Genomic DNA, 22959 nt, shown 5'->3' on the forward strand with positions numbered 1-22959 from the left:
AAAGGGCAGAAAGACCAACAGTCTAGCGCGTACGGGGCAGGGCTGCCCGGTGGGGTGTGGGGATGCCGGCCAGCGGCCGGCACTACCCAACTGCACGGCGGTCCACATTCCGCCGGCCCGCTGCCGGCGCTACCGGAAAGTGGATGGGTAGTGCCGGCCGCTGGCCGGCAGAACGGTCATGCGCCGTCACCACCACCATTCAGCCCCCGGGCGTATGCTGGAACCCTGTCCCACGGAGCCGCCGCATGCACATCGTGTACAAGGCCGACAACCTGTTCGACGCCCACCTGGTCAAGCACGCGCTGGAAGATGCCGGCATCCCGGCCTTCGTGTTTGGCGAGCAGCTGCTGGGCGGCATGGGCGAGCTGCCGCTGTTCGGTGTGCTGCGGGTGGGAATCCCCGATGCGGCACGCCCGCAGGCCGAGGACATCGTGGCGGCGCTGGACTTGGGCCACGCGCCGGACGCCCCCATTTCAGATGCAGACGACATAGCCGGACTTCCGGCGTAGGAGCGCATCATGTTGGGAATTGGCCAGGGCATCCTCGGCATCGGCGCCTTCAAGCAGCGCCTGCCACGCCCGGAAGAGGCGCTGCCGGGGCGTGACCAGCCGCTGCCGCTGCACAGCAACCAGCACTTCGTGAACAGCCATCCGCTGAAGGACCGTTTTGCCGGCCTGCAGCAGATCCGTTTCGCGCTGGGCTGCTTCTGGGGCGCCGAGCGCAAGTTCTGGACCGAACCGGGCGTGTACAGCACCTCGGTGGGCTATGCCGGGGGCATCACCCCGAACCCGACCTATGAAGAGGTCTGTTCGGGCCTGACCGGCCACACCGAAGTGGTGCAGGTGGTGTTCGACCCGGCGGTGGTGAGCCTGGAGCGCCTGCTGCAGCTGTTCTGGGAGAGCCACGACCCGACCCAGGGCATGCGCCAGGGCAACGACACCGGCACCCAGTACCGCTCGGCGATCCACGCCACCGACGAGGCGCAGTACGCCGTCGCGCTGGCCAGCCGCGAGGCCTACCAGGCGCAGCTGGATGCGGCCGGCTACGGCCCGATCACCACCGAGATCGTGTACCCGGCACCTGCGTACTACTACGCCGAGGACTATCACCAGCAGTACTTGGCGAAGAATCCGAACGGCTACTGCGGCATCGGCGGCACCGGCGTGAGCTGCCCGATCGGGTTGGATGTGGAGGCGCCGCGCTGACGCGCGGTGGTCCGCCTGCGGCGGGCAACGTCAACGGCTGAAAGCCAAAGCTAAAGCCAAGCGGCTCTGGTTTGCTGTGAGTTTGGCGGGACGGGTGCAGATGGCGGGACACGCCGTAAACCCGTCCTTGGGGGCTCGTCCACGGCATCCATGCCGTGGACGGTCCCGCCATCTGCACCCGTCCCACCTTCGACAGTTTTCCGGTGACGGTGGGCGAGAGCATTGGTTACTGACGAACTGAAGAAAGACAAAAAGGACGCGGCGTTCGCCGCGTCCTTTTCGTTTGGTTCTGCAGTGCCTTCTGTAGAGCCGAAGGCAGCGGCAGGAGCCGCTGTCAACGTTGCTTGCGACGGCCCGGAGGGTGCCGGTCAGGACGACCGGCATAGCCATGCTCGGCTGCGAGCAAGCGAAGCGCGCGACCCGCTGTTGCTCTTCTTTCTTTCTTCCGTGGCGGGCGGCCGCAGGAAATTGTCAGAGGGCGGGCGGGTTGGGTTCGCGGGGGTGTCCGCGGCATGGATGCCGCGGCCAAGCCCCCATGGACGGGTTCACGGCGTCCCCCGCGGACCCAACCCGCCCGACCCAGCACGGCTGTTGCTTCATGCCTTTCGCGACCAACCAACCTGCCACGAGGGGCTCAGCCGTTGGCAGTAATCCTCACAGTGCCGCGCGGATCCGCTCGCGCAGTGCGTCCAGATCCTTGGCAAACGCCTCGATGCCGGTCGCCAGCTTCTCGGTGGCCATCGGATCGGCCGCGAGGTCCGCCGCGAACTTCGCCGCATCGATCGGGGTCACCGCCGCGCCTTCCGCTGCACCGGCCACCAGCTTGCGCGGCAGCTCGCCGTGGTCAGCGTCCAGCTTCTCCAGCAGGTCCGGCGAAATCGTCAGGCGGTCGCAGCCGGCCAGCGCTTCGATCTGCGCGGTCGAACGGAACGAGGCACCCATCACCACCGTCGGCGAACCGCGGCGCTTGAATTCGGCATACACGCCACGCACGAACTTCACGCCCGGGTCTTCGTCGATGGTGGCCGGGGTCTGGCCGTTGGCCACGTACCAATCGAGGATACGACCGACGAACGGCGAGATCAGGAACGCGCCGGCTTCGCTGCAGGCCAGCGCCTGGGTCGGGTTGAAGATCAGGGTCAGGTTGCAGTCGATGCCCTCGGCCTGCAGGATGCGCGCGGCTTCCACGCCTTCCCAGGTCGCGGCGATCTTGATCAGGATCTTCTCGCGCGGCACGCCGGCATCGGCGTACATCTGGATGAACTGGCGGGCCTTGGCCACGGTGGCGGCGGTGTCGTGGGCCTGGTCGGCGTCCACTTCGGTGGACACGCGGCCCGGCACCAGCGTGCTCAGCAGCGCGCCGACGCCGATGGTCAGGCGGTCGGCCACGGCGTGCACCACGGCTTCGCGGTCGCCACTCTGCTGGCGGCCCCAGGCCAGTTCGCGTTCGATCAGCTCGGCGTAGACCGGCAGGTCCAGCGCCTTCTTCACCAGGGTCGGATTGGTGGTGCAGTCCACCGGCTGCAGGCGCTTGATCGCCTCGTAGTCACCGGTATCGGCAACGACCACGGACAGTTCGCGCAGCTGGGACAGTTTGGACGGGGTACTCATTACGGCTCCTGGTGCAGGGGGATCGAATCGCGCGCGGTGCGCAGCGGTCATCAGGGGCGGTCGTTGTGGACCGCAGTCACGCGCAGGCGCAGCTTGCGGCCGCCGGGCGCGTTCCAGTCGATGCTCTGGCCGATCGAAAGGCCGAGCAGGGCACTGCCGACCGGGGCCAGCACGGAAACCTTGCCTTCATCGACGTTGGCTTCGCGGGGGAAGACCAGGGTCAGGACGTGCTTCTCGCCCGACACTTCATCTTCGCACTCCACGCGCGAATGCATCATGACGATGCCTTCGGGAATCTGGTCCGGTGCCAGCACGGTGGCCCGGTTGAGTTCTTCAGCAAGCGCGAGCGCGGCAGGCGTCTGGCTCAGCGCAGGGGATTCGAGCATGGCGTCCAGGCGGTCCATGTCGAAGGTGGAAACGGTGATCGACGGCGGCAGGCCGCTGGCGGTACTCATGGTGAAGCTCCTTGGTTGAAAGCCATGCAAAAGGCGGCACCTGCTGGCGCCGCCTGTCTGTATTGTGGGGACAAATGCGGCCGGAATCGACTCCTGCCGATTCCAGGCCGGTGCTGCGGGGGTTCAGCCGTTCAGGGCGGGGCCGGGCAGAGCAGTCGCTTCGCCGGTGGCATTCACCGCATCAAGGGTGAACAGCGCCTGCGGCAGGCGCTTGAACTGGTCGGCCAGTTCCATCAGGAAGTCGTTCATGGCCGAGCTGCGGCGCCAGATCATGGCGATGCGACGGCTGGGACGGCCCTCGCCGGTGAAGTCGAGCAGGCGGATGTTGTTCGAGCGCGGCACCGGCGGCTGCACCGACAGGCTGGGCAGCAGGGTGATGCCGACATCGGCGGCAACCATCTGCCGCAGCGTCTCCAGGCTGGTGGCGCGGAACTCGGACTTCTCGTTGGCGCCGAACAGGCGGCACACTTCCAGCGCCTGGTCGCGCAGGCAGTGGCCATCTTCCAGCAGCAGCAGCTTCTGCGTGGCCAGTTCCTGCACATCCAGGTGTTCGCGCCGGGCCAGCGGGTGGCGCCCGGACACCGCCAGCAGGAACGGTTCCTCGAACAGGAACTCGGCATGCAGCTGGTCGTCGATCACCGGCAGCGCCAGCAACGCAGCATCCAGCTTGCCTTCGCGCAGGCGGTCCAGCAGCACGTCGCTCTTTTCCTCGACCAGCAGCAGTTCCAGCTCCGGGAAGCGCTCACGGATGCGTGGGATCACATGCGGCAGCAGGTACGGACCGAGGGTCGGGAAGATCCCCAGGCGCACCGTCCCGGCTTCCGGGTCGCGGCTGCGTCGCGCCGCTTCCTTCAGCTGCTCCACTTCGGACACGATCACCCGTGCCCGTGCCGCCGCTTCCTGGCCGGCCGGGGTCAGCATCACCTTGCGCGGTGCGCGTTCCACCAGCGGCAGGCCCAGTTCTTCTTCCAGCTTGCGGATCTGCGTGGACAGCGTGGGCTGGCTGACAAAGCAGGAGGCGGCAGCCCGGCCGAAATGCTTGTGGTCGGCCAGGGCTACCAGGTACTTCAGATCACGTAGGTTCATCCTTACACCCCAGGGGTAACGGACCGGCTGACGGCATGGTTACCCGACAGGCAGACAATGTTCCCGGTGATCTGGGAACGGTGGATCAGGCCGCTTCAGCAACGGCACCGCTGCTGTTGCTCACCGACGAGCGGATCAGGTGGTCGAACGCGCTCAGTGCGGCGGTCGAACCGGCGCCCATGGCGATGATGATCTGCTTGTAGGGTACCGTCGTGCAATCGCCAGCAGCGAACACACCCGGCAGATTGGTCTGGCCGCGGTCGTCGATGACGACCTCGCCACGCGGCGACAGCGCCACCACATCCTTCAGCCACTCGGTGTTGGGCAGCAGGCCGATCTGCACGAAGATGCCTTCCAGCTCGACGCGGTGGGCGTCGCCGCCGACGCGGTCCTTGTAGACCAGGCCGGTGACACGGCTGCCGTCGCCCAGCACTTCGGTGGTCTGTGCGCTGGTCAGCACGGTGACATTGGCCAGGCTGCGCAGCTTCTTCTGCAGCACTTCATCGGCGCGCAGGCTGGAATCGAACTCCAGCAGGGTTACATGCGACACGATGCCGGCCAGGTCGATGGCCGCTTCCACGCCGGAGTTGCCGCCGCCGATCACCGCCACGCGCTTGCCCTTGAACAGCGGGCCGTCGCAGTGCGGGCAGTAGGCCACGCCCTTGTTGCGGTACTGGTCTTCGCCCGGCACGTTCATCTGCCGCCAGCGTGCGCCGGTGGACAGGATCACCGAACGCGACTTCAGCACTGCGCCATTCTCCAGCTGCACCTGCACCAGGCCGTCTTCACCGGCCGGCACCAGCGCGCTGGCGCGCTGCAGGTTCATGATGTCCACCTCGTACTCGCGCACGTGCTGTTCCAGTGCCGTGGCCAGCTTCGGGCCTTCGGTCTCCTTCACCGAAATGAAGTTCTCGATGGCCATGGTGTCCAGCACCTGGCCACCGAAACGCTCGGCGGCGATGCCGGTGCGGATGCCCTTGCGTGCGGCGTAGATCGCCGCTGCAGCACCGGCCGGGCCAGCGCCCACCACCAGCACGTCGAAGGCGTCCTTGGCGGCGATCTTCTCGGCATCGCGCTTGCTGGCATTGGTGTCCAGCTTGGCCACGATCTGCTCGAGGGTCATGCGGCCCTGGTCGAACACTTCGCCGTTGAGGTACACGGTCGGCACCGACATGATCTCGCGCTTCTCGACTTCGTCCTGGAACAGGGCACCGTCGATGGCCACGTGCTGGATGCGCGGGTTGAGCACCGCCGCCAGGTTCAGCGCCTGCACCACGTCCGGGCAGTTCTGGCAGGACAGCGAGAAGTAGGTTTCGAACCTGTACTCGCCTTCCAGGTTCTGCACCTGCTCGATCAGCTCGGCGGTGGCCTTGGACGGATGACCGCCCACCTGCAGCAGCGCCAGCACCAGCGAGGTGAACTCATGGCCCATCGGAAGGCCGGCGAAGGTCAGGTGGATGTCCTGGCCCGGGGTGCCCAGGTCGAAGGACGGCACGCGGCCCTGGCCATCGCGCAGCACCTGCAGCGAGATCTTGTCCGACAGGCTTTCCAGGGTCTGCAGCAGTTCCAGCATCTCCTGCGACTTGGCGCCGTCGTCGGCGTGCGCGGTGATCTGGATCGGGCGGGTCACGCGCTCCAGATAGGTCTTCAGCTGCGACTGCAGGTTGGCGTCCAACATCGGTCTTCTCCTGGCTTCAGGCAAACAGGGGGCGTGGCACCGCTGTACAAGGTAGCGGACCAGCTGGGGGTAGGGGTGAACCCAAGACAGCGACCGTGGAAGGGGCTGGCTGGCCAAGGCGGGCGAGCGTTGGCTGTCTTGGGTTCACCCCCACGCCGGTAGGGCACCGGCATGGGGATGAAGGGCGCGCCGTGGCGTGGGGCCACGGCAGGCCGGTACTGCGTTAGATCTTGCCGACCAGGTCCAGCGACGGGGTCAGGGTCTTCTCACCTTCCTTCCACTTGGCCGGGCACACCTGGTTCGGGTTGGCGGCGGTGAACTGGGCAGCCTTCAGCTTGCGCAGGGTTTCGGACACGTCACGGGCGATCTCGTTGGAGTGGATCTCCAGGGTCTTGATCACGCCTTCCGGGTTGATGATGAAGGTGCCGCGCAGGGCCAGGCCTTCTTCCGGAATGTGCACGCCGAAGGCGTTGGTCAGCTGGTGGGTCGGGTCGCCGACCAGCGGGAACTGGGCCTTGCCGACGGCCGGCGAGGTTTCGTGCCACACCTTGTGCGAGAAGTGGGTATCGGTGGTGACGATGTAGACCTCGGCGCCAGCCTTCTTGAACTCGGCGTAATGGTCAGCCGCGTCTTCGATCTCGGTCGGGCAGTTGAAGGTGAAGGCGGCCGGCATGAAGATCAGGACGGACCACTGGCCCTTCAGGCTGGCGTCGGAAACCTTGATGAACTCGCCATTGTGGTAAGCGTTGGCTTCGAACGGCTGGATCTGGGTGTTGATCAGGGACATCGTTTTTCCTCTGGTGAAGGGGAGTGGGTGAATCGACAGGAGCTAGGTTACCGACTCGCTGGCGATAAGAACAATCCATTGATTGCATCTATTTGATAGATGGAGTCTATCATTTGGTCATGAGCAGGCACTGAACCTTGCCGCTCCCATCCTGCAACTGACTGTGTGACAAGGGAAATCTCCCGGAGGCGCGGAAAGGGGCCGATAGCCCCTCCTTATTCCCTCCGGCAGAACCTGAACGGATTGCAGCTTTTTGTAGTGTCGAGCCACGCTCGACTGCGGATCTCTGGAACCGAGCCCATGCTCCGCTGTTCCAGAAGCAGCCGAGCATGGGCACGGCTCTACAATTGCGGCATGTCTTTCCAAACCGATCCCACCCTGCGCCAGATCGTGGCCGAGGCCAGTGCCCGTCTCGGCGGCATCGAAGCCCGCCACGAGGCTGAACTGCTGCTGCTGCATGTACTGGACCGCCCGCGCAGCTGGCTGTTCGCCCACGCCACCGATCCGCTGGCCGCCAATGACCAGGCCGCCTTCGAGGCGTTGCTGGCCCGCCGCGTGGCCGGTGAGCCGGTGGCCTACCTGACCGGCCGTCGCGGATTCTGGACGCTGGACCTGGAGGTCGACCCGGCCACGCTGATCCCGCGTCCGGAAACCGAGCTGCTGGTCGAGCTGGCGCTGGAGCGCCTGCCGCCAGACCAGTCGCTGCAGCTGGCCGACCTGGGCACCGGCAGTGGTGCGATTGCACTGGCACTGGCCAGCGAACGGCCGCAGGCGCAGGTGCTGGCCACCGACGCCAGCCCGGGCGCGCTGGCCGTGGCCGCGCGCAATGCCGCCCGCCATGATCTGCGCAACGTCCGCTTCGCCGAAGGCGGGCACGACTGGTATGCGCCGCTGCAGTGCGCGCGTTTTGATCTGATTGCCAGCAACCCGCCGTACATCGCCAGCGACGATCCGCATCTGGAGCAGGGTGACCTGCGCTTCGAGCCGGCCACCGCACTGGCCTCGGGTCCGGATGGCCTGGACGACATCCGCCGCATCGTCGACGGTGGCCAGGCCCACCTGCTGCCCGGCGGCTGGCTGCTGATCGAGCACGGTTGGGACCAGGGCGAGGCGATCCGCGCGCTGTTCGAGGCGGCGGGGTTTGCCGAGGTGCAGACCGTGCCGGATCTGGAGCAGCGCGACCGCATCACCCTGGGCCGGCGTCCGGCCTAGAATGGAGGTTCTCCTGCCCCGGCAGGGCATCACCCTGGAGCTGCAAGCATGCGTACGCTGTACCCCGCCATCACCCCCTACGACGTCGGCACCCTGAAGGTCGACGACCGCCACACGCTGTACTTCGAACAGTGCGGCAACCCGGACGGCAAGCCGGTGGTGATGCTGCACGGTGGCCCGGGCGGTGGCTGCAGCGACAAGATGCGCCAGTTCCACGACCCGTCCAAGTACCGCATCATCCTGTTCGACCAGCGCGGTGCCGGCCGTTCCACCCCGCACGCCGACCTGGTGGACAACACCACCTGGGACCTTGTTGCCGATATCGAGAAGCTGCGCGAACACCTCAAGGTCGATCGCTGGCAGGTGTTCGGTGGCAGCTGGGGTTCGACCCTGGCGCTGGCCTATGCCGAAACCCATCCGCAGCGCGTGACCGAACTGGTCCTGCGCGGCATCTTCATGCTGCGCCGCTGGGAGCTGGAATGGTTCTACCAGGAAGGCGCCAACCGCCTGTTCCCGGATGCGTGGGAGCACTACCTCAAGCCGATCCCGTCGGTGGAGCGCCATGACCTGATCTCGGCCTTCCACCGCCGCCTGACCAGCGACGACGAAGCCACCCGCCTGGAAGCGGCCAAGGCGTGGGCGGTGTGGGAAGGCGCGACCAGCTTCCTGCATGTCGATGATGACTTCATCAACAGCCACGAAGACCCGCACTTCGCGCTGGCGTTTGCCCGCATCGAGAACCACTACTTCGTCAACGGCGGCTTCTTCGAGGTGGAAGACCAGCTGCTGCGCGACGCGCACCGCATCGCCGATATTCCCGGCGTGATCGTGCACGGCCGCTACGACGTGGTCTGCCCGCTGGCCAATGCCTGGGACCTGACCAAGGTGTGGTCGAAGGCAAAGCTGGAAATCACCCCGGCTTCAGGCCATTCGGCGTTCGAAGCCGAGAACGTGGACGCGCTGGTGCGCGCCACCGATAGCTTCGCCTGATCGGTAGTGCCGGCCGCTGGCCGGCAAACCTGAGACGGTTGGATTCCTGCAGACGCCGGCCAGCGGCCGGCGCTACCAATCCCCGGCCAGCAACGCGTCGGCCAGCACCTGCAGCTTTGGCGAATGCTGGCGCGACGGCGGGTAGATCAACGACAGTTCGCGGCTGCGGCCCTCGAACGGCTGCAGCACGCGCTGCAGGCGGCCGTCGGCCAACGCATCGGCCACCGCGAAATCCATCACCTGCACGATGCCGATGCCGGCGATGGCCGCTTCCACCAGCGGATCGCCGCTGTCGAACACCATCCGCGTCGGTGGCGTGAACTCACGCAGCTGCCCGTCCTGCAGGAACTGCCAGTCCACCAGCCGGCCACTGCGCAGGTTGCGTACCGCCAGGCAGGCGTGATCCTGCAGCGCGGCCACATCGTCCGGTGCGCCACAGCGGGCCAGATAAGCGGGGCTGGCCACCGTCACCCAGCGCAGCGGCCGCAATGGCCGCGCGACGATGCGCTGGTCGGCGATGACGCCGGTGCGCAGCGCGGCATCGAAGCCTTCCTCGACCAGATCGACCAGGCGGTCGCTGAGCACGGCTTCCACCTGCAGCTGCGGATGCTGTTCCAGTAATGGCGCCAGCATCGGCACCAGCACCTTGCGCCCGAACATCGACGGCGCACTGATCTTCAACGTACCCGAGGGCGTGCACGGGCGGTCGGCCAGTTGCCGTTCGGCATCGTCCAGGCCGGCCAACAACGGTGCCACCTGTTCCACGAACTGGCGGCCATCCGGGGTCAACGCCACGTTGCGGGTGTTCCGCTGCAGCAGCTTTACCCCCAGCGTGGCTTCCAGCCGACCGATCGCGCGCGACAGGCCGGACTGGCTCAGGCCGAGTTGGCCGGCGGCCACGGTGAAGCTGCGCGCTTCGGCCACCTGCACCAGCATGCGCACCGCGTTGAGATCCATCGAGGTTCCATTCATGCCGAAAATCATGACAGATATGGCTGGAAGGGGGTTTATTGATTGGCCTGCATCAATGAGACTGCGTTCCCCCACCGATCCACCGCCGCCGATGCCCCTTCTCAAGTACCCACGCTGGGCGCTGACCCTGCTGGCCACCGCGCAGCTGATCATCGCCCTGGATGCCACCATCATCTTCGTCGCCCTCCATGACATGGGCCGCGCGCTGCAGATCAACGCGCAGCAGCTGCAGTGGGTGGTCAGTGCCTACACCGTCGCCTTCGGCGGCAGCCTGCTGCTGGGTGGCCGCGCCGCCGACCTGATCGGCCGTCGCCGTTTCTACCGGCTGGGCATGCTGCTGTTCGCACTGGCGTCGCTGCTCGGTGCGCTGGCGCCGAATGCCACCTTGTTGATCATCGCGCGCGCCGCGCAGGGCGTCGGTGCGGCCCTGCTGTTCCCCGCCACGCTGGCACTGATCAACACGCTGTACGCCGAAGGCCCGGTGCGCAACCGCGCGCTGGCGATCTGGAGCATGGCCAGTGCGGTCGGCCTGGCGCTGGGCACGCTGCTGGGTGGGGTGCTGACCCAGGCGTTCGGCTGGCCGGCGGTGCTGGCGGTGATCGTGCCGCTGGCCACGGCGTGCGCGGTCGCAGCCGGTGCGTGGTTGCCGTCCGATGGTCCAAGGGTGCGCGGCCGCTCCTTCGATCTGGCCGGTTGCCTGACCGTCACCGCCGGCGGCAGCCTGCTGGTCACTACCCTGGTTCAAGGGCCGGAGTGGGGCTGGACGGCACCGGCCACGCTGATCTGCCTGCTGCTTTCAGCCGTGCTGTTGACGGTGTTCGTACAGATCGAAAAACGCAGCCGTGACCCGCTGATGCAGTTTTCGCTGTTGCGCCTGTCGGGCATGCGCGCGGCACTCGGCCTGACCTTCGCCTTCATGAGCAGCTATGGCGTGCAGTACTACTTCCTGGCGCTCTACTTCCAGGATGGCTATGGCTGGAGCCCGCTGCAGGCCGGCATGGCCTTCCTGCTGCCGACGTTGGTGTGCACCTTCGGCATCCGTATTGCCGAACGCATGCTGCGGCGCCGTTCGCCAAGGCAGGTACTGGCCTGGGGCTTCGCCGCCGGTGCCATCGGCATTGCCGCGGTGGCGCTGGCGATGCCGCACGGTGCCAGCTACTGGCCGCTGCTGCCGGGCATCGTGGTGCTCAGCATCGGCCAGGGCATGAGCTGGACGGCGATGTGGATCGTGGCCGGGCAGGGCGTGCCGGGTCCGCAGCAAGGCGTCGCGTCCGGCATGGCGGCCACCGCACAGCAGATCGGCGGGGCGTTGGGACTGGCGGTGCTGGTGATGGTAGCCAACACCGCGCGCGGCACGCAGGCAGCAACCAGTGCCGACGCCCTGCAGGGCATGGTCAATGCACAGTACGGCGCCGCGTTGTTCGCCGCGCTCGGCGTGGTGATCGCGCTGGGCCTGCGCCCGGCGCCGGTCGAGTCGGCCGCCGCCGTCTGCCCGGTCAACGAGGCATGATTGAAGGCGCTGCCGTGGGTGGATGTGCCACGCCTGCGGTGGTGCTGGCCGCTGGCCGGCAAACACATTGATCCAACTACCCTGAGGTTGCCGGCCAGCGGCCGGCACTACCGATACGGGATGGAACCACGCGCGTTCAACCCAGCGCCAGCAGCTCCGGTTGCAGCGCGCTGAAGATCCGCACCAGCCGCTCCGCCCACGCCTGCTGCCCGGCGGCATCGGCGATCAGGTCCTGGCGGATCTCCAGTTCCACGTGCACCAGGCCTCGCCCTTCGCCATGCACCGGTACCGCGTAGTCGCTGGTACTGCTGACCGAATACGGTTCGTTGTCACCCACCACCAGGTCGCCTTCATCGCGCAGTGCCTGCAGCAGGGCATGCGCAAAGCGCGTGTCCTGGTGGTACAGCACGCCGGCGTGCCACGGCCGCTGCGTGCCGTTCATCACTGGCGTGAAGCTGTGCATCATCACCAGCAGGGTGGGGCGGCCGGCATCGCGGCGGGCATCCAGCTCTGCGTCGATGCGCGCATGGTAGGGCGCGTGGATCGCATCGATGCGCTGCTGCCGCTGTGCAGCCGACAGCCCGGCATTGCCCGGGACCACGGTGTGGTCGCTCACTTCCGGAATCAGCGTCGGCGAGGCCAGTGGGCGGTTGCAGTCGATCAGCAGCCGCGAATAGGTCTGTTCGATCGCCCATGCATCCAGCCGTTCGGCCAGTGCGCGGGTAGTGCCGGCGATGCCGATGTCCCAGCCGATATGGCGGTCCAGCTCGGCCTGGGCCAGGCCGAGCCCGGTCAGCGCGCGTGGCACCTGCTGGCCGGCGTGATCGGCCAGCAGCAGGTACGGCGAGGCGCCCTGCGGCCGGTGGAGGGTATAGATCGCCGGGTCGTCGGCGCCCAGCAGCGCCGGCAGTACGTGCAGATCGGCGTCAGCCACGCGGGCGCCCGTCCAGGTGGTGCTCGATCATCCACAGGCCCGCCCACAGCTTGGCATCCAGCTCATAGCCTTCGCCCATCTTCTGCACCAGCCAGGCCGCCGCCTGCGCGCGCGGAATCTCGTGCACGGTGATGTCTTCGCTGTCATCGCCGCCACCTTCGCCGATCCGGCGCAGGCCGGTGGCGCGTACGAAGGCGATCTTCTCGCTGCTGGCGCCGGAGGACGTCGGGCCGATCATCAGCACTTCGGCGTGATCGGCGGTCCAGCCGGTTTCTTCTTCCAGCTCGCGCACGGCCGAGACTTCGATCGATTCGCCGGCGTGGATGTCCCCGACCAGGCCGGCCGGCATCTCGATGGTGGGTGCCTGCAGCGGCACGCGGAACTGTTCCACGAACAGCACCTTGTCCTCCGGGGTGACGGCGATGATGATCGCGGCCAGGCCACCGGCATGGGTACGTTCGCTGTATTCCCAGGTGCCGCGCACCAGCATGCGCTGGTACTTGCCTTCATAGACGACACGCGGGGCTTCGGTGTTGCGCTGGCTCATGCGGGCTCGCTGTGGGTGGGAAGAATATCGGGCACGCCGGCGGCATCGAACAGCCGGCGGCGGGTCATCGGGCCGAAGCGCAGGGTCTGGCACAGGCCGCCGAGCAGCTCGGGATCGGCGGTCTGGCGCAACAGGCCGGGCTGGCTGCCTTCCAATGGCGCGTCCAGCGCGATGGTGGTCAGCTGGCGCCAGAGCTGGGCGTGCTCGCGCTGCTCGCGCAGGCGCACCGCCATCTGGGCGGCGCCGCGCAGGCGCAGGAAAGGCACTTCGTCCAGGCGTTCGTACAGTGCATCCATGCTGCCGAAATGGGCCAGCAGCACGGCGGCGGACTTGCTGCCGACGCCACTGATACCGGGAATGTTGTCCACCGCATCGCCGCACAGCGCCAGGTAGTCGGCAATCTGGTGCGCGTGCACGCCGTGCCGCGCCTTCACTCCGGCCACGTTCCAGCGCTGGTTGCGTGCGTAGTCCCACTGCTCGTCGTGATCCAGCAGCAGCTGCGACAGGTCCTTGTCGGCGGAGATGATCACGCCGCGGTGGCTGCCACGATGCACATGCAGGGCGCTTCCGATCAGGTCGTCAGCCTCGTATTCATGGTGGGCCAGAACGGCGAGGCCCAACGCTGCGCACAGCGCCTTGCAGTGCACGAACTGGCGCTTGAGCGCCTCCGGCGCCGGGTCGCGGTTGGCCTTGTAGGCGGGGTACAGGCGGTGGCGGAAGCCACTGTCCAGCGCTTCGTCGAAGGCGATGGCGATGTGACGCGGGCGTTCGCGCTCGAGCAGGTCCAGCAGGAAGCGGGCGAAGCCGTGCACGGCATTGGTCGGCCAGCCCTGCGCGTCCTGGAACTGGTCGGGCAGGGAGTGCCACGCGCGGAACACATAGATGCTGGCGTCGACCAGGTACAGCGACGGCGGTGGTACCGGCAGGGTCATGCCGGAGGCGTCCAGTCGCGCAGCAGGGTGGCAGGGTCCGGACGCTCGCGCTCGGGCACGGCGGCCTTCGGCGTGCCGATATGGATGAAACCGGCGATGCCTTCGCCCTCGGCCAGGCCCAGGTAGGCGTGCACGGCGGGGTCGAAGGCCATCCAGGCGGTCAGCCACTGCGCGCCGAAGCCCAGCGCCTGTGCGGCCTGCAGCAGGGCGAAGCAGACGCAGCCGGCGGTCATCAGCTGCTCCTGCTCGGGCACCTTCGGGTCCGGGCGCGGGCTGGCCACCACCACGATCACCAGCGGCGCATGGCTGAAACGCTGGCGGTCCTTCTCGAATACCGCCTCGCCGGCATGCGGGTCGCGCTGGCGGCTGCGCTCGGCCAGGAAGTCGCCCAGAGTGTGACGTGCATCGCCGGCGATCTTCAGGAAGCGGAACGGTACGCGCTTGCCGTGGTCGGGCACGCGCACGGCCGAGGCCAGCATGCGCTGCAGGGTGGCCGGATCCGGTCCGGGCTCGCCCAGTTGCCGCGAGGGCACCGAGCGGCGGGCATCCAGGGCAAGCAGGGCAGCGGGGTCGGGCATGGAGTCTGAACCGGTCATCACGGGTGTTTGATTATAGTCGGGGTGGTCAATGACGCCGTCTGTGTCGCGTCCTGCCCCTGAATATCAAACTGTGATGAACATCATGCCACTGGCGGGAAAGGGACGACCGCTTCCTCTCGCCTCGTGGGCCTCGCACGGCTTACGATATCTATCTTGCCGGGCCGCCGGTCATGAGGTTTGAAGTGAGGACTGTTTCACTGTCCGTGACGGGCTGGCCGGCCTACCATCGACGTACCGGTACATGGGGTGTACCGGCCGTCGCGATGTCCATGCTGTCTGTCGTACCAGAGAAGGTGGGGAGCCTTCCCGAATGATGAGCGCGCCCACACCGATGGGATCGCCGGGCCGTGACCCGGCCCAGCTTCAGCGTGCCCGGGACATGGTCCTGCCGGCGCTGTGCCAGGCTTTCGGGGCCGCACTGGCGCGTTTCGACGATGCACTGTTCGACCGGGCCGGCAATGCAGGCTCGTCGCAGCTGCTGTTCCTGGATGCGATGCGCGAGCTGCGCCGCCGCCGTGAGGACATCGCCGCCGCCTTCGCCGGCCACCTGCAGCGGGCCTGGGATGCACTGGCCAGTGGCGAGCCGCTGTCGGCCGAAGCCACCCTGTCCGGGCCGGCCGAGGATGGCCTGAGCCTGCTGGCTGAACATGTACTGGAGTCGCGGCTGGCGGTGCGCAATTTCGCCACCGTGCTGCTGCGCGACTTCAAGCCGGTGCTGGCGCGGCTGGACCGGCGCCTGGGCCGCTTGATCGGCGGCGCCGAGCTGGATGCCGACCACAACCCGGTCAGCCCCGAACACCTGGGCGTGGCCATCCATGAGGCCTTTGCCGGCTGCGAGCTGGCGCCGGAAGTGCACCTGGTGCTGATCAAGCTGTGCGAGCGCGACCTGCGCGCGCCGGTGGGCCGTATCTACGAGAAGCTGGACGAGCAGCTGGCCGCCGCTGGCGTGATGTCTCAGATGGGGGCGCCGCGGCGTCCGCTGTCGTCCGCGCCCGACCCGCGTATGGCGCCGGGCGCGGACGATCTGGTCGAGCCGCGCCACGCGGCGGGCTTCGAATCCGACTTCAGCGATGATGAACAGGCCGCGCCGGCCTGGGCGCAGCGTTTCGCCGCGCGCTGGTCCGAGCGCCGTGGCCACATGCAGCAGCACCTCGGGGGCGAGGAGGCCGGCAGTGGCGAGGCGTATGCCGGCCAGCAGGGCATGCTGCTGGAGGCCCTGCATGAGCTGCTGCAGCAGACCCGCCACGTTCGCGAGGACGCCACCTCGGCCGCGCAGGTCGCGGTTGGCCAGCACCGCCCGTTGAGCCAGCGCGAGATGATGTCGGTGCTGTCGCTGCTGCAGGCCACGCCCAGTGCGACACTGCGTGCAGCCATCGGCGAGGATGGCGAATCGCTGGCGCAGCGGCTGAAGAGTGAAGTGCTGTCCAGCGCCACCCGTCTCGGCGTCGATCCTGGCCAGACCCGGCTGGACCCGCAGGACGAGGACGCGATTGATCTGGTCGGCATGCTGTTCGATGTGATGCTGGACGAACGCGAGCTGGAAGGTCGCTCGCGCGAGCTGATCGGCCGCCTGGTGGTGCCCTTCGTCAAGGTGGCGATGCTCGACCGCCGCATGTTCGTGCAGAAGACCCATCCGGCCCGCAAGCTGCTCAACTCGCTGGCCGAAGCCTGCGAGGGCAACACCGGCGAAAGCCAGGCCGAGCGCATGCTGATGGCCAAGGTGGAAGAGATCATCGAGCGCCTGGTGGCCGAGTTCAACGAGAACCTGGCGATCTTCCTGACCCTGGAAGAAGAATTCCGCGAATTCCTCGTGCAGCACCGCCGCCGCGTGGAAATCGCTGAGCGTCGCGCCGCCGAAACGCAGCGTGGCCAGGAAAAGCTGGAAATGGCCCGCAGCCGGGCCGGTGCCGAACTGGACCGCCGCATCGGTGATGCCACCTTGCCGCCGGCCATCGCCGAGTTCCTGCGCCAGCCGTGGCAGCACCACCTGACCCTGGCACTGCTGCGCGAGGGCGAGGAGGGCGCTTCGGTGGCCGAGGCACTCAGCCTGGCTGACGGCCTGCTGGAGGAAGTGGCCGAGGCCCGCCGCCAGATCGTCGGCAAACCGTGGCTGCAGGCCTGGCAGCCGGTGCTGGCCAAGGTATTTGCCAGTGTCGGCGTGCACGGCGATGCCGCAACCGGTGCTATCGACGCCTTGCATGACACCCTGCAGGGCATTGCCGAATCGCGGCCGGAACTGCAGCGCGCGCTGCCGGAACTGCCGCAGGTTGCCTTGCCGGCGCCACCGGTGGCTGAATCGCCCGCGGTCGAGCTGGGCGGGCAGATCGACGCCGACGATTTCGACAACGCCGATGCCGATCGCTTCCGCCGCATGGAAATCGGCAACTGGCTGGACTTTGTCGACAAGGACGGCAAGGTGCAGGCCGGCAAGCTGTCCTGGGTCAGCCCGATTTCCTCGCGCCTGCTGTTCGTCAACCGCCGCGGCGTGCGCTTCTGCGTGGCCTCGCCGGAAGAACTGGCGGTGATGGTGCGGCTGGGCCGCCTGCGCGCCCATGTGGATGACGGTGCGTTCGACAGCGCGATGCAGGGTGTGATCGATCGGCTGGACCCGGGCAGCGCCACGCTGCACTGAGTGGAGCCGCCTGCTAGGATCGGGAAAACTCACCGATCAGCGGGGACCTGCATGGCCGTGGCGTTGCTGGGGATCAAGGAGACCGCGCCGGGCGAACGGCGCGTGGCGCTGACGCCGGAAACCGCGCGCAAGCTCGGTGCCCTTGGCATTACCGTCTGGTACGAGGCCGGCGCCGGCGTGGCGGCAGGCTTCACCGATGCCGCCTATGACGATGCCGGCGCACGTGTGTTCGACGCGGACCGTTGGGGCGAGATCGATATCCTGCTGTGCGTGCAGGCGCCGCCGGCGTCGGTCCTGGAACAGCTCAAGCCCGCTGCCAGCGTGGTCGGCCTGCTGGCCCCGGCCAGTGATCCGGCGCTTGCGGCATTGGCTGCTGGCGACCGCCTGCAGCTGTTCCCGCTGCAGCAGCTGCCGCGCACCACCCGCGCGCAGGCGATGGACGTGCTCAGTTCGCAGGCGGGCATGGCCGGCTACAAGGCGGCGCTGATCGCGGCCGATCGTGCGCCACGCTTCTTCCCGATGCTGACCACCGCTGCCGGTACCGTACGTCCAGCCAAGGTTCTGGTGATCGGTGCTGGCGTGGCCGGGCTGCAGGCCATTGCCACCGCGCGCCGGTTGGGTGCACAGGTGGAAGGTTTCGACGTGCGCCCGGAAACCCGCGAGCAGATCCAGTCGCTGGGCGCGCGCTTCCTCGATCTTGGCGTGAGCGCGGCCGGTGAAGGCGGCTACGCGCGTGCGTTGACCGATGAGGAGCGTGCCGAGCAGCAGCGCCGGCTGGCCGACCACCTGCGCAGCGTGGATGTGGTGATCTGTACCGCAGCAGTACCGGGGCGACCGGCGCCGACGATTGTGACTGCCGCAATGGTGGAGGGCATGGCCACCGGCAGCGTGATCGTGGACCTCGCGGCGGAGAGCGGCGGCAACTGTGCACTGACCCAACCGGGGCAGTGCATCGAGCATCAGGGCGTGACCATCGATGGCCCGCTGGGCCTGGCCAGCCGCGGCGCGACCCAGGCCAGCGAGATGTATGCGCGCAACCTGCTCAACTTCGTCGCGCTGTTCGTGCGCGAAGGCCAGCTCGGTTTCGACTGGGAAGACGAGTTGCTGGCGAAGACGCGTTGGCGGGCGTGAGCCGGTAGCGCCAGTTGCCTTCCCGCTAGATCCACGCCATGCGTGGATGAACAGCCCAGTGTGCGGACCAGGGGCCGCACCTACCCTGCGGATGCCGGCGTTACCGCGGCTTCGCCGGCGGCGGGTTGTCGCGCACCCAGTCCTTGCGCTGTTCCGGCGTCATCTGCGACCAGCGCTCGCGCAGTGCGTCGCGCTGCGCGGGCGGCAGTTCCCGCATCTGGCCGAACAGGGCCCTGGCCTGCTCACGCTGTTCCGGGCTCATGTGCTCGAAGCGGCGCAGGCCACGGCGGGCTTTGTCGCGCTCCTCCGGGCTCATCGTCTGCCAGCGCTGGCCATGCGAGAGCATGCGCTGGCGCTGGCCGGCATCGGCGCTGTTCCAGCGGTCGCGCAGTGGCGCCAGCAGCGATTCCCGCTGCGCTTCGCTCAACTGTTCCCAGGCCGGCAGCGGCGTGGCCGGCGCAGGGCGTGCCGCAGGGGCGGGCGCGGCGCTCTGCGCCAGCGCCGGGAGGGCCGGCAGCAGCAACAGGGTCATCAGCAGGGGCAGGGTGTGCAGTCGGGACATGATTCACTCCATCGCCAGGTCGGTATCGCCCAGCCACAGGTACAGATCGGGATTTTCGTCGTAGAGCGCGCTGTTGTCTTCCACCGAGGCCAGCACAGGTGCCGGCGCGGGGCCCGTCAGCGTGCCATGGCCAGTGAACTGCAGGCCGAGACCCAGCGCCACCACCAGTGAACAGGCGCTGGCCAGCCACCAGCGCAGGCGCCCGTGCCGGGTCGCGCTGGCGCCGTGTCGGGCCTGGCGCAGGCGTGCCAGTGTGGCCGGCGACAGCGCATGCAGCGACTGCGCGTGCAGGCTGCGCAGGGTGTCATCGGAAGGCAGGGAGCGGTTCACGGGTGGATCTCCAGGTAGTCCTGCAGCGCCTGCCGGGCGCGTGCCAGATGGGTTTTTACCGCGCCTTCGCTGCAGCCCATGGCGCGGGCGGTGGTAGCCCCGTCCAGGTCCTGCAGCACGCGCAGGGTGAAGGCCTCGCGCTGGCGGGCGGGCAGGCGGCGCAACGCGTCCACCAGCTGCTGGTACTGCTGGCGCTGTTCATGCGCCTGTGCCGGGTCCGGGCCGGGATCGGCCCAGTCGATCTCGCCGCCTTGCGCGTCCTGGTTGTCGCGCCAGAACGGCAGGCGGAAGCGGCGCCGGCGCTGCACGTCGATCACGCGCCGGCGCAGGATGCTCCAGAACAGCGGCGCCCATTCGGCTGCCGGCTTGTCGGCGTAGTCCAGCATGCGCAGCAGCGCGTCCTGCACCGCGTCCATGGCGTCTTCGCGCTGGCGCAGGCCGGCCTCGGCGAAGCGGAACGCGCGCGGGCCGACGCTGGCCAGGAACGCTTCCAGCGATGCCGGCAGGGCATCGGTCTCGGCGCTCGGGGGGACGGGGCTGCTCACCAGCACAGGGTACGGTTCCTCGCTCGGGGTCACCATCGACAACGCGTGAGCGCCGCTTCGGTTGACGCCGGGTGCACGCCGGGTTCAGCCCATGGTTATGATGGGACGACGAAGACAGAGCAGGAGCGTTGCCAGTGAGTGACGGGTTCGTAGCGCTGTACATCTTCATGCTGGCGGCCATTGCCGGCCACGTGATCATTTCGCGGGTGCCGGTGATCTTGCATACCCCGCTCATGTCGGGTTCCAACTTCATCCACGGCATCGTGCTGATCGGCGCGATGGTGGTGCTGGGGCACGCGCAGACACCGCTGGAAAAAGCCTTGGGCTTCCTCGCCGTGGTGCTCGGCGCCGGCAACGCCGCCGGTGGCTACGTGGTCACCGCGCGCATGCTGGAAATGTTCAAGCCGAGTGCGCCCAAGGGCGGCAAGGACGAGCCGAAGGAGCCGCAGGCTTGAACATCAGCACCGTCGAACTGCTCGACTGGCTGGTCAAGGCCAGCTACCTCGTCGCCGCCACGCTGTTCCTGCTGGGCCTGCAGCGCATGGCCTCGCCACTGACCGCGCGCAGCGGCATCCGCTGGGCTGGGCTGGGCATGCTGCTGGCCACGGCGGCGACCTTCTTCCTTCCCGAACTGCACAACGTTCCGCTGATCCTGGTGGCGCTGCTGCTGGGCGCGGGCCTGGCCTGGTGGTCGGCCGGCAAGGTTGCCATCACCGACATGCCGCAGATGGTGGCGCTGTACAACGGCATGGGCGGTGGCTCGGCGGCGGCGATCGGCGCGGTGGAGCTGCTGCGCTACGCCTTTCTTGCCAACCGCGATACCAGCCACTGGAGCGCGCAGGCGCTGGCCGACCTGGCCGCGCGCCAGCCGTCGGGCACGGTGCTGCTGCTGGCGATGGTCGGCGCAGCGATCGGCGCGGTGTCGCTGTCCGGCTCGGTGATCGCCTGGGCCAAGCTGGATGGACGCCTGGACAAGCGCGTGACCTGGCCGGGCCAGCAGGTGATGAACCTGCTGGTGGCGCTGGCGGTGGTGGTACTGGCGATCATCGCCGCCAGCACGCTCAGCACCTGGGCGATCGTCGCCTTCTTCGTACTTGCGCTGGCGCTGGGCGTGCTGATGACGCTGCCGATCGGTGGCGCCGACATGCCGGTGGTGATCTCGCTGTACAACGCGTTCACCGGGTTGGCAGTGTCGTTCGAAGGTTACGTGCTGGGCAACGAAGCATTGATCATCGCCGGCATGATGGTCGGCGCGGCGGGCATCCTGCTGACCCGGCTGATGGCCAAGGCGATGAACCGGCCGATCCGCAACGTGCTGTTCTCCAACTTCGGCGGTGGTGCTGGTGGCGAAGCGCAGGCGATCAGCGGCTCGCAGAAGCCGATCGAAGCGGCTGACGTCGCCGCGATGATGGCCTTCGCCGAGCGCGTGGTGATCGTGCCTGGCTACGGCATGGCCGTGGCGCAGGCGCAGCACAAGATATGGGAACTGGCGCAGCGGCTGGGCCAGCGCGGAGTGAAGGTGAAGTTCGCGATCCACCCGGTGGCGGGGCGCATGCCGGGGCACATGAACGTGCTGCTGGCCGAAGCAGGCGTGCCCTACGACCTGATCGCGGACATGGACGATATCAACCCGGAGTTCGCCAACACCGACGTGGTGCTGGTGATCGGCGCCAACGACGTGGTCAATCCGGTCGCACGAACCGATCCGGCCAGCCCGATCTACGGCATGCCGGTGCTGGACGTGGTCAATGCGCGCAACGTGGTGGTGATCAAGCGCGGCAAGGGCACCGGCTTCGCGGGCATCGAGAATGCGCTGTTCTACGCCGACAACACCCGCATGCTGTATGGCGACGGTGCCGAAGCGGCAGCCTCGCTGGTCAGCGAGTTGAAGGCGCTCGACGGCGGGCATTGAGGACCGGGGTCGGATCCCTTTCCGCAGGAATGGGCTCTGATCCCTTTGCCGGCCAGCGGCCGGCACTACCCCATCCACGCGTGGCCGCTGCATCGGGTAGGTGCGGGCCCTGGTCCGCGCGCGTTTGCCGGCCAGCGGCCGGCACTACCATCCCATCCACGCATGGCGTGGATCTACCTGCATATCCCCGGCGGGCGTGGCAACCGGCGCGCTCAGCGCGCCAGCCAGGCGCCCACGGCCAGGCCCAGCGCCAGCCACAGCCACTCCACCGCGCCATTGGCCAGGGTGATCAGGGTCCAGGCCAGGTGCGGGCCCATCCGCATCGTGGCGTCCCACAGGTCCAGCCCGATCGAGCCGCCCATCCAGGCGCTGGCGATGGTCCAGTTGGCCACGGCGGCCACCAGCAGGGTGCCCACCACGACCAGCACGATGCGCAGCCGGCCCGGGCCGAGCGTACCCATGCGCAGCATGAACACCAGTTCCAGGGCGGTCAGTACCGCCATCCAGCCGACCTGCCGGCCGGTCATCAGCGCCAGCACCATCCAGGCAAGGGGAGCAACAACCAGGCCCAGCAACAGCATGATGGGCCAGAGCCAGGTCACGGTCCTGGCACGCGCGGCATTGGAGGACATCGAAGCTCCCTGAAGATCACCCACAGGATACTGTGGTTTGCGGCGGTGCACCGGCGGTGCCGGAGCGGCTGGGCTAGAATGCCGTCTTGCGTGGCCCCGGCCACGGCCCCATATCGGTCCCCATGTATTCCCGTAGCAGCGAACCTGTCCACTTCGAGCGCGATTGCGAGGCCGTGATGGTCCCGCAGGGCGATACCGTGACCCTGCCCGCCGGCAGCTATGGGTACATCACCCAGGCGCTGGGCGGCAGTTATTCGGTGTTTGTCGAGGGCAACCTGTTCCGCATCGCCGGCAAGGACGGCGACGCCATCGGCAAGGAGGCGCCGGCACCGCTGGAGCTGCCGGCCGACGCCACCGATGAACAGGTGGAACAGCTGGTATGGCAGCAGCTGCGCACCTGCTTCGATCCGGAAATTCCGGTGAACATCGTCGAACTGGGCCTGGTCTACGAAGTCGAGATCAAGCACCTGGACGAAGGCAAGCGCGAGATCGACGTGAAGATGACCCTGACCGCACCGGGCTGCGGCATGGGCGACATTCTGGTCGACGACGTGCGCAGCAAGCTCGAAATGATCCCGACGGTGGCCGAGGCCGACGTCGACCTGGTGTTCGACCCGCCGTGGAACCAGCACATGATGTCCGAGGCGGCCCGGCTCGAGACCGGCATGCTTTGACCCACGGCCCGCAGTGACGCGGG

Annotated in this window: 24 protein-coding genes; 10 read left to right on the forward strand and 14 right to left on the reverse strand. The window is 67.8% G+C overall.

Annotated elements, in window-relative coordinates:
• Nucleotides 1-245 precede the first annotated feature (245 nt).
• Together CKW06_RS03865 and msrA are read left to right on the forward strand one after the other, a co-directional pair.
• Nucleotides 246-509: a putative signal transducing protein gene (locus CKW06_RS03865; RefSeq protein ID WP_005408153.1), complete on the forward strand. Its 264-nt coding sequence runs from the start codon at nt 246-248 to the stop codon at nt 507-509.
• Nucleotides 510-539: 30 nt separating this feature from the next.
• Complete coding sequence (msrA, locus tag CKW06_RS03870; protein WP_024956784.1) at nt 540-1205, forward strand: peptide-methionine (S)-S-oxide reductase MsrA; 666 nt, start codon at nt 540-542, stop codon at nt 1203-1205.
• 654 nt (nt 1206-1859) lie between these two features.
• Here the strand turns inward: msrA and CKW06_RS03875 are convergent.
• The 5 genes from CKW06_RS03875 to ahpC form a co-directional block, all read right to left on the reverse strand.
• Nucleotides 1860-2816 (reverse strand): transaldolase, encoded by a 957-nt coding sequence (locus tag CKW06_RS03875; protein WP_024957729.1) that lies wholly within the window; start codon nt 2814-2816, stop codon nt 1860-1862.
• A 50-nt stretch (nt 2817-2866) separates the two neighbouring features.
• Nucleotides 2867-3271, reverse strand: a complete 405-nt coding sequence (gene rnk, locus CKW06_RS03880) for a nucleoside diphosphate kinase regulator (RefSeq protein ID WP_005408156.1) — start codon at nt 3269-3271, stop codon at nt 2867-2869.
• 123 nt (nt 3272-3394) lie between these two features.
• Nucleotides 3395-4357 carry a LysR substrate-binding domain-containing protein gene (locus tag CKW06_RS03885; RefSeq protein ID WP_005412310.1) on the reverse strand — a complete coding sequence of 321 codons (963 nt, stop codon included), beginning with the start codon at nt 4355-4357 and terminating at the stop codon, nt 3395-3397.
• A gap of 85 nt (nt 4358-4442) precedes the next feature.
• Nucleotides 4443-6035, reverse strand: a complete 1593-nt coding sequence (gene ahpF, locus CKW06_RS03890; RefSeq protein WP_024957730.1) for an alkyl hydroperoxide reductase subunit F — start codon at nt 6033-6035, stop codon at nt 4443-4445.
• Nucleotides 6036-6258: 223 nt separating this feature from the next.
• Entirely contained in the window at nt 6259-6822 is a 564-nt protein-coding gene (gene ahpC, locus CKW06_RS03895) for an alkyl hydroperoxide reductase subunit C (RefSeq protein ID WP_005408159.1), read from the reverse strand.
• 354 nt (nt 6823-7176) lie between these two features.
• On the opposite strand from ahpC, the gene prmC reads away from it, so the two are divergent.
• Both prmC and pip read left to right on the forward strand, forming a co-directional pair.
• Nucleotides 7177-8034 (forward strand): peptide chain release factor N(5)-glutamine methyltransferase, encoded by an 858-nt coding sequence (prmC, locus tag CKW06_RS03900; RefSeq protein WP_024957731.1) that lies wholly within the window; start codon nt 7177-7179, stop codon nt 8032-8034.
• Nucleotides 8035-8082: 48 nt separating this feature from the next.
• Nucleotides 8083-9024, forward strand: coding sequence for a prolyl aminopeptidase (gene pip / locus CKW06_RS03905; protein ID WP_024957732.1), 942 nt, complete (start codon nt 8083-8085; stop codon nt 9022-9024).
• 72 nt (nt 9025-9096) lie between these two features.
• On the opposite strand, the gene CKW06_RS03910 is transcribed toward pip, so the two are convergent.
• Entirely contained in the window at nt 9097-9981 is an 885-nt protein-coding gene (locus CKW06_RS03910; protein ID WP_024957733.1) for a LysR family transcriptional regulator, read from the reverse strand.
• Between the two features lie 106 nt (nt 9982-10087).
• Between CKW06_RS03910 and CKW06_RS03915 the strand changes: the two genes are divergently transcribed.
• Nucleotides 10088-11506 (forward strand): MFS transporter, encoded by a 1419-nt coding sequence (locus CKW06_RS03915; protein ID WP_024957734.1) that lies wholly within the window; start codon nt 10088-10090, stop codon nt 11504-11506.
• A gap of 136 nt (nt 11507-11642) precedes the next feature.
• Here the strand turns inward: CKW06_RS03915 and CKW06_RS03920 are convergent, their stop codons facing one another.
• Genes CKW06_RS03920 through CKW06_RS03935 form a run of 4 tightly spaced genes read right to left on the reverse strand, consistent with a single transcriptional unit; the run spans nt 11643 to nt 14497 of the window.
• Complete coding sequence (locus CKW06_RS03920; protein WP_024957735.1) at nt 11643-12440, reverse strand: N-formylglutamate amidohydrolase; 798 nt, start codon at nt 12438-12440, stop codon at nt 11643-11645.
• On the reverse strand, nt 12433-12987 hold the full coding sequence (locus CKW06_RS03925; protein WP_024957736.1) for an NUDIX hydrolase: 555 nt from the start codon (nt 12985-12987) through the stop codon (nt 12433-12435). The genes CKW06_RS03920 and CKW06_RS03925 overlap by 8 nt, the downstream gene beginning before the upstream one ends.
• Nucleotides 12984-13919 carry a 5'-3' exonuclease gene (locus tag CKW06_RS03930; RefSeq protein WP_012479214.1) on the reverse strand — a complete coding sequence of 312 codons (936 nt, stop codon included), beginning with the start codon at nt 13917-13919 and terminating at the stop codon, nt 12984-12986. Before CKW06_RS03930 ends, CKW06_RS03925 begins: the two co-directional genes overlap by 4 nt.
• Nucleotides 13916-14497, reverse strand: coding sequence for a nitroreductase family protein (locus CKW06_RS03935; protein ID WP_024957737.1), 582 nt, complete (start codon nt 14495-14497; stop codon nt 13916-13918). Before CKW06_RS03935 ends, CKW06_RS03930 begins: the two co-directional genes overlap by 4 nt.
• 331 nt (nt 14498-14828) lie before the next feature.
• On the opposite strand from CKW06_RS03935, the gene CKW06_RS03940 reads away from it, so the two are divergent.
• Both CKW06_RS03940 and CKW06_RS03945 read left to right on the forward strand, forming a co-directional pair.
• On the forward strand, nt 14829-17150 hold the full coding sequence (locus tag CKW06_RS03940) for a DUF1631 domain-containing protein (RefSeq protein ID WP_024957738.1): 2322 nt from the start codon (nt 14829-14831) through the stop codon (nt 17148-17150).
• 51 nt (nt 17151-17201) lie between these two features.
• A complete protein-coding gene (locus tag CKW06_RS03945; protein ID WP_024957739.1) occupies nt 17202-18281 on the forward strand; it encodes an NAD(P) transhydrogenase subunit alpha in 1080 nt (359 codons plus the stop codon).
• Between the two features lie 100 nt (nt 18282-18381).
• Here CKW06_RS03945 and CKW06_RS03950 read toward each other — a convergent pair whose 3' ends face one another.
• Genes CKW06_RS03950 through CKW06_RS03960 form a run of 3 tightly spaced genes read right to left on the reverse strand, consistent with a single transcriptional unit; the run spans nt 18382 to nt 19754 of the window.
• The gene (locus CKW06_RS03950; RefSeq protein ID WP_012479217.1) at nt 18382-18843 is read right to left on the reverse strand and encodes a DUF3106 domain-containing protein; all 462 of its coding nucleotides are present in this window, start codon (nt 18841-18843) and stop codon (nt 18382-18384) included.
• 3 nt (nt 18844-18846) lie between these two features.
• The gene (locus CKW06_RS03955; protein WP_005408171.1) at nt 18847-19173 is read right to left on the reverse strand and encodes a hypothetical protein; all 327 of its coding nucleotides are present in this window, start codon (nt 19171-19173) and stop codon (nt 18847-18849) included.
• Entirely contained in the window at nt 19170-19754 is a 585-nt protein-coding gene (locus CKW06_RS03960) for an RNA polymerase sigma factor (RefSeq protein ID WP_077684483.1), read from the reverse strand. Before CKW06_RS03960 ends, CKW06_RS03955 begins: the two co-directional genes overlap by 4 nt.
• 98 nt (nt 19755-19852) lie before the next feature.
• On the opposite strand from CKW06_RS03960, the gene CKW06_RS03965 reads away from it, so the two are divergent.
• Both CKW06_RS03965 and CKW06_RS03970 read left to right on the forward strand, forming a co-directional pair.
• Nucleotides 19853-20173 (forward strand): NAD(P) transhydrogenase subunit alpha part 2, encoded by a 321-nt coding sequence (locus tag CKW06_RS03965; protein ID WP_005408173.1) that lies wholly within the window; start codon nt 19853-19855, stop codon nt 20171-20173.
• Nucleotides 20170-21630 (forward strand): NAD(P)(+) transhydrogenase (Re/Si-specific) subunit beta, encoded by a 1461-nt coding sequence (locus CKW06_RS03970; RefSeq protein WP_024957741.1) that lies wholly within the window; start codon nt 20170-20172, stop codon nt 21628-21630. The genes CKW06_RS03965 and CKW06_RS03970 overlap by 4 nt, the downstream gene beginning before the upstream one ends.
• A 212-nt stretch (nt 21631-21842) precedes the next feature.
• Here CKW06_RS03970 and CKW06_RS03975 read toward each other — a convergent pair whose 3' ends face one another.
• On the reverse strand, nt 21843-22262 hold the full coding sequence (locus CKW06_RS03975) for a hypothetical protein (RefSeq protein WP_024957742.1): 420 nt from the start codon (nt 22260-22262) through the stop codon (nt 21843-21845).
• A gap of 122 nt (nt 22263-22384) precedes the next feature.
• Between CKW06_RS03975 and sufT the strand changes: the two genes are divergently transcribed.
• Nucleotides 22385-22936 (forward strand): putative Fe-S cluster assembly protein SufT, encoded by a 552-nt coding sequence (gene sufT / locus CKW06_RS03980; RefSeq protein WP_024957743.1) that lies wholly within the window; start codon nt 22385-22387, stop codon nt 22934-22936.
• The last annotated feature ends 23 nt before the right edge of the window (nt 22937-22959 follow it).

This window comes from Stenotrophomonas maltophilia (genome assembly GCF_900186865.1).
GTDB lineage: Bacteria > Pseudomonadota > Gammaproteobacteria > Xanthomonadales > Xanthomonadaceae > Stenotrophomonas > Stenotrophomonas maltophilia.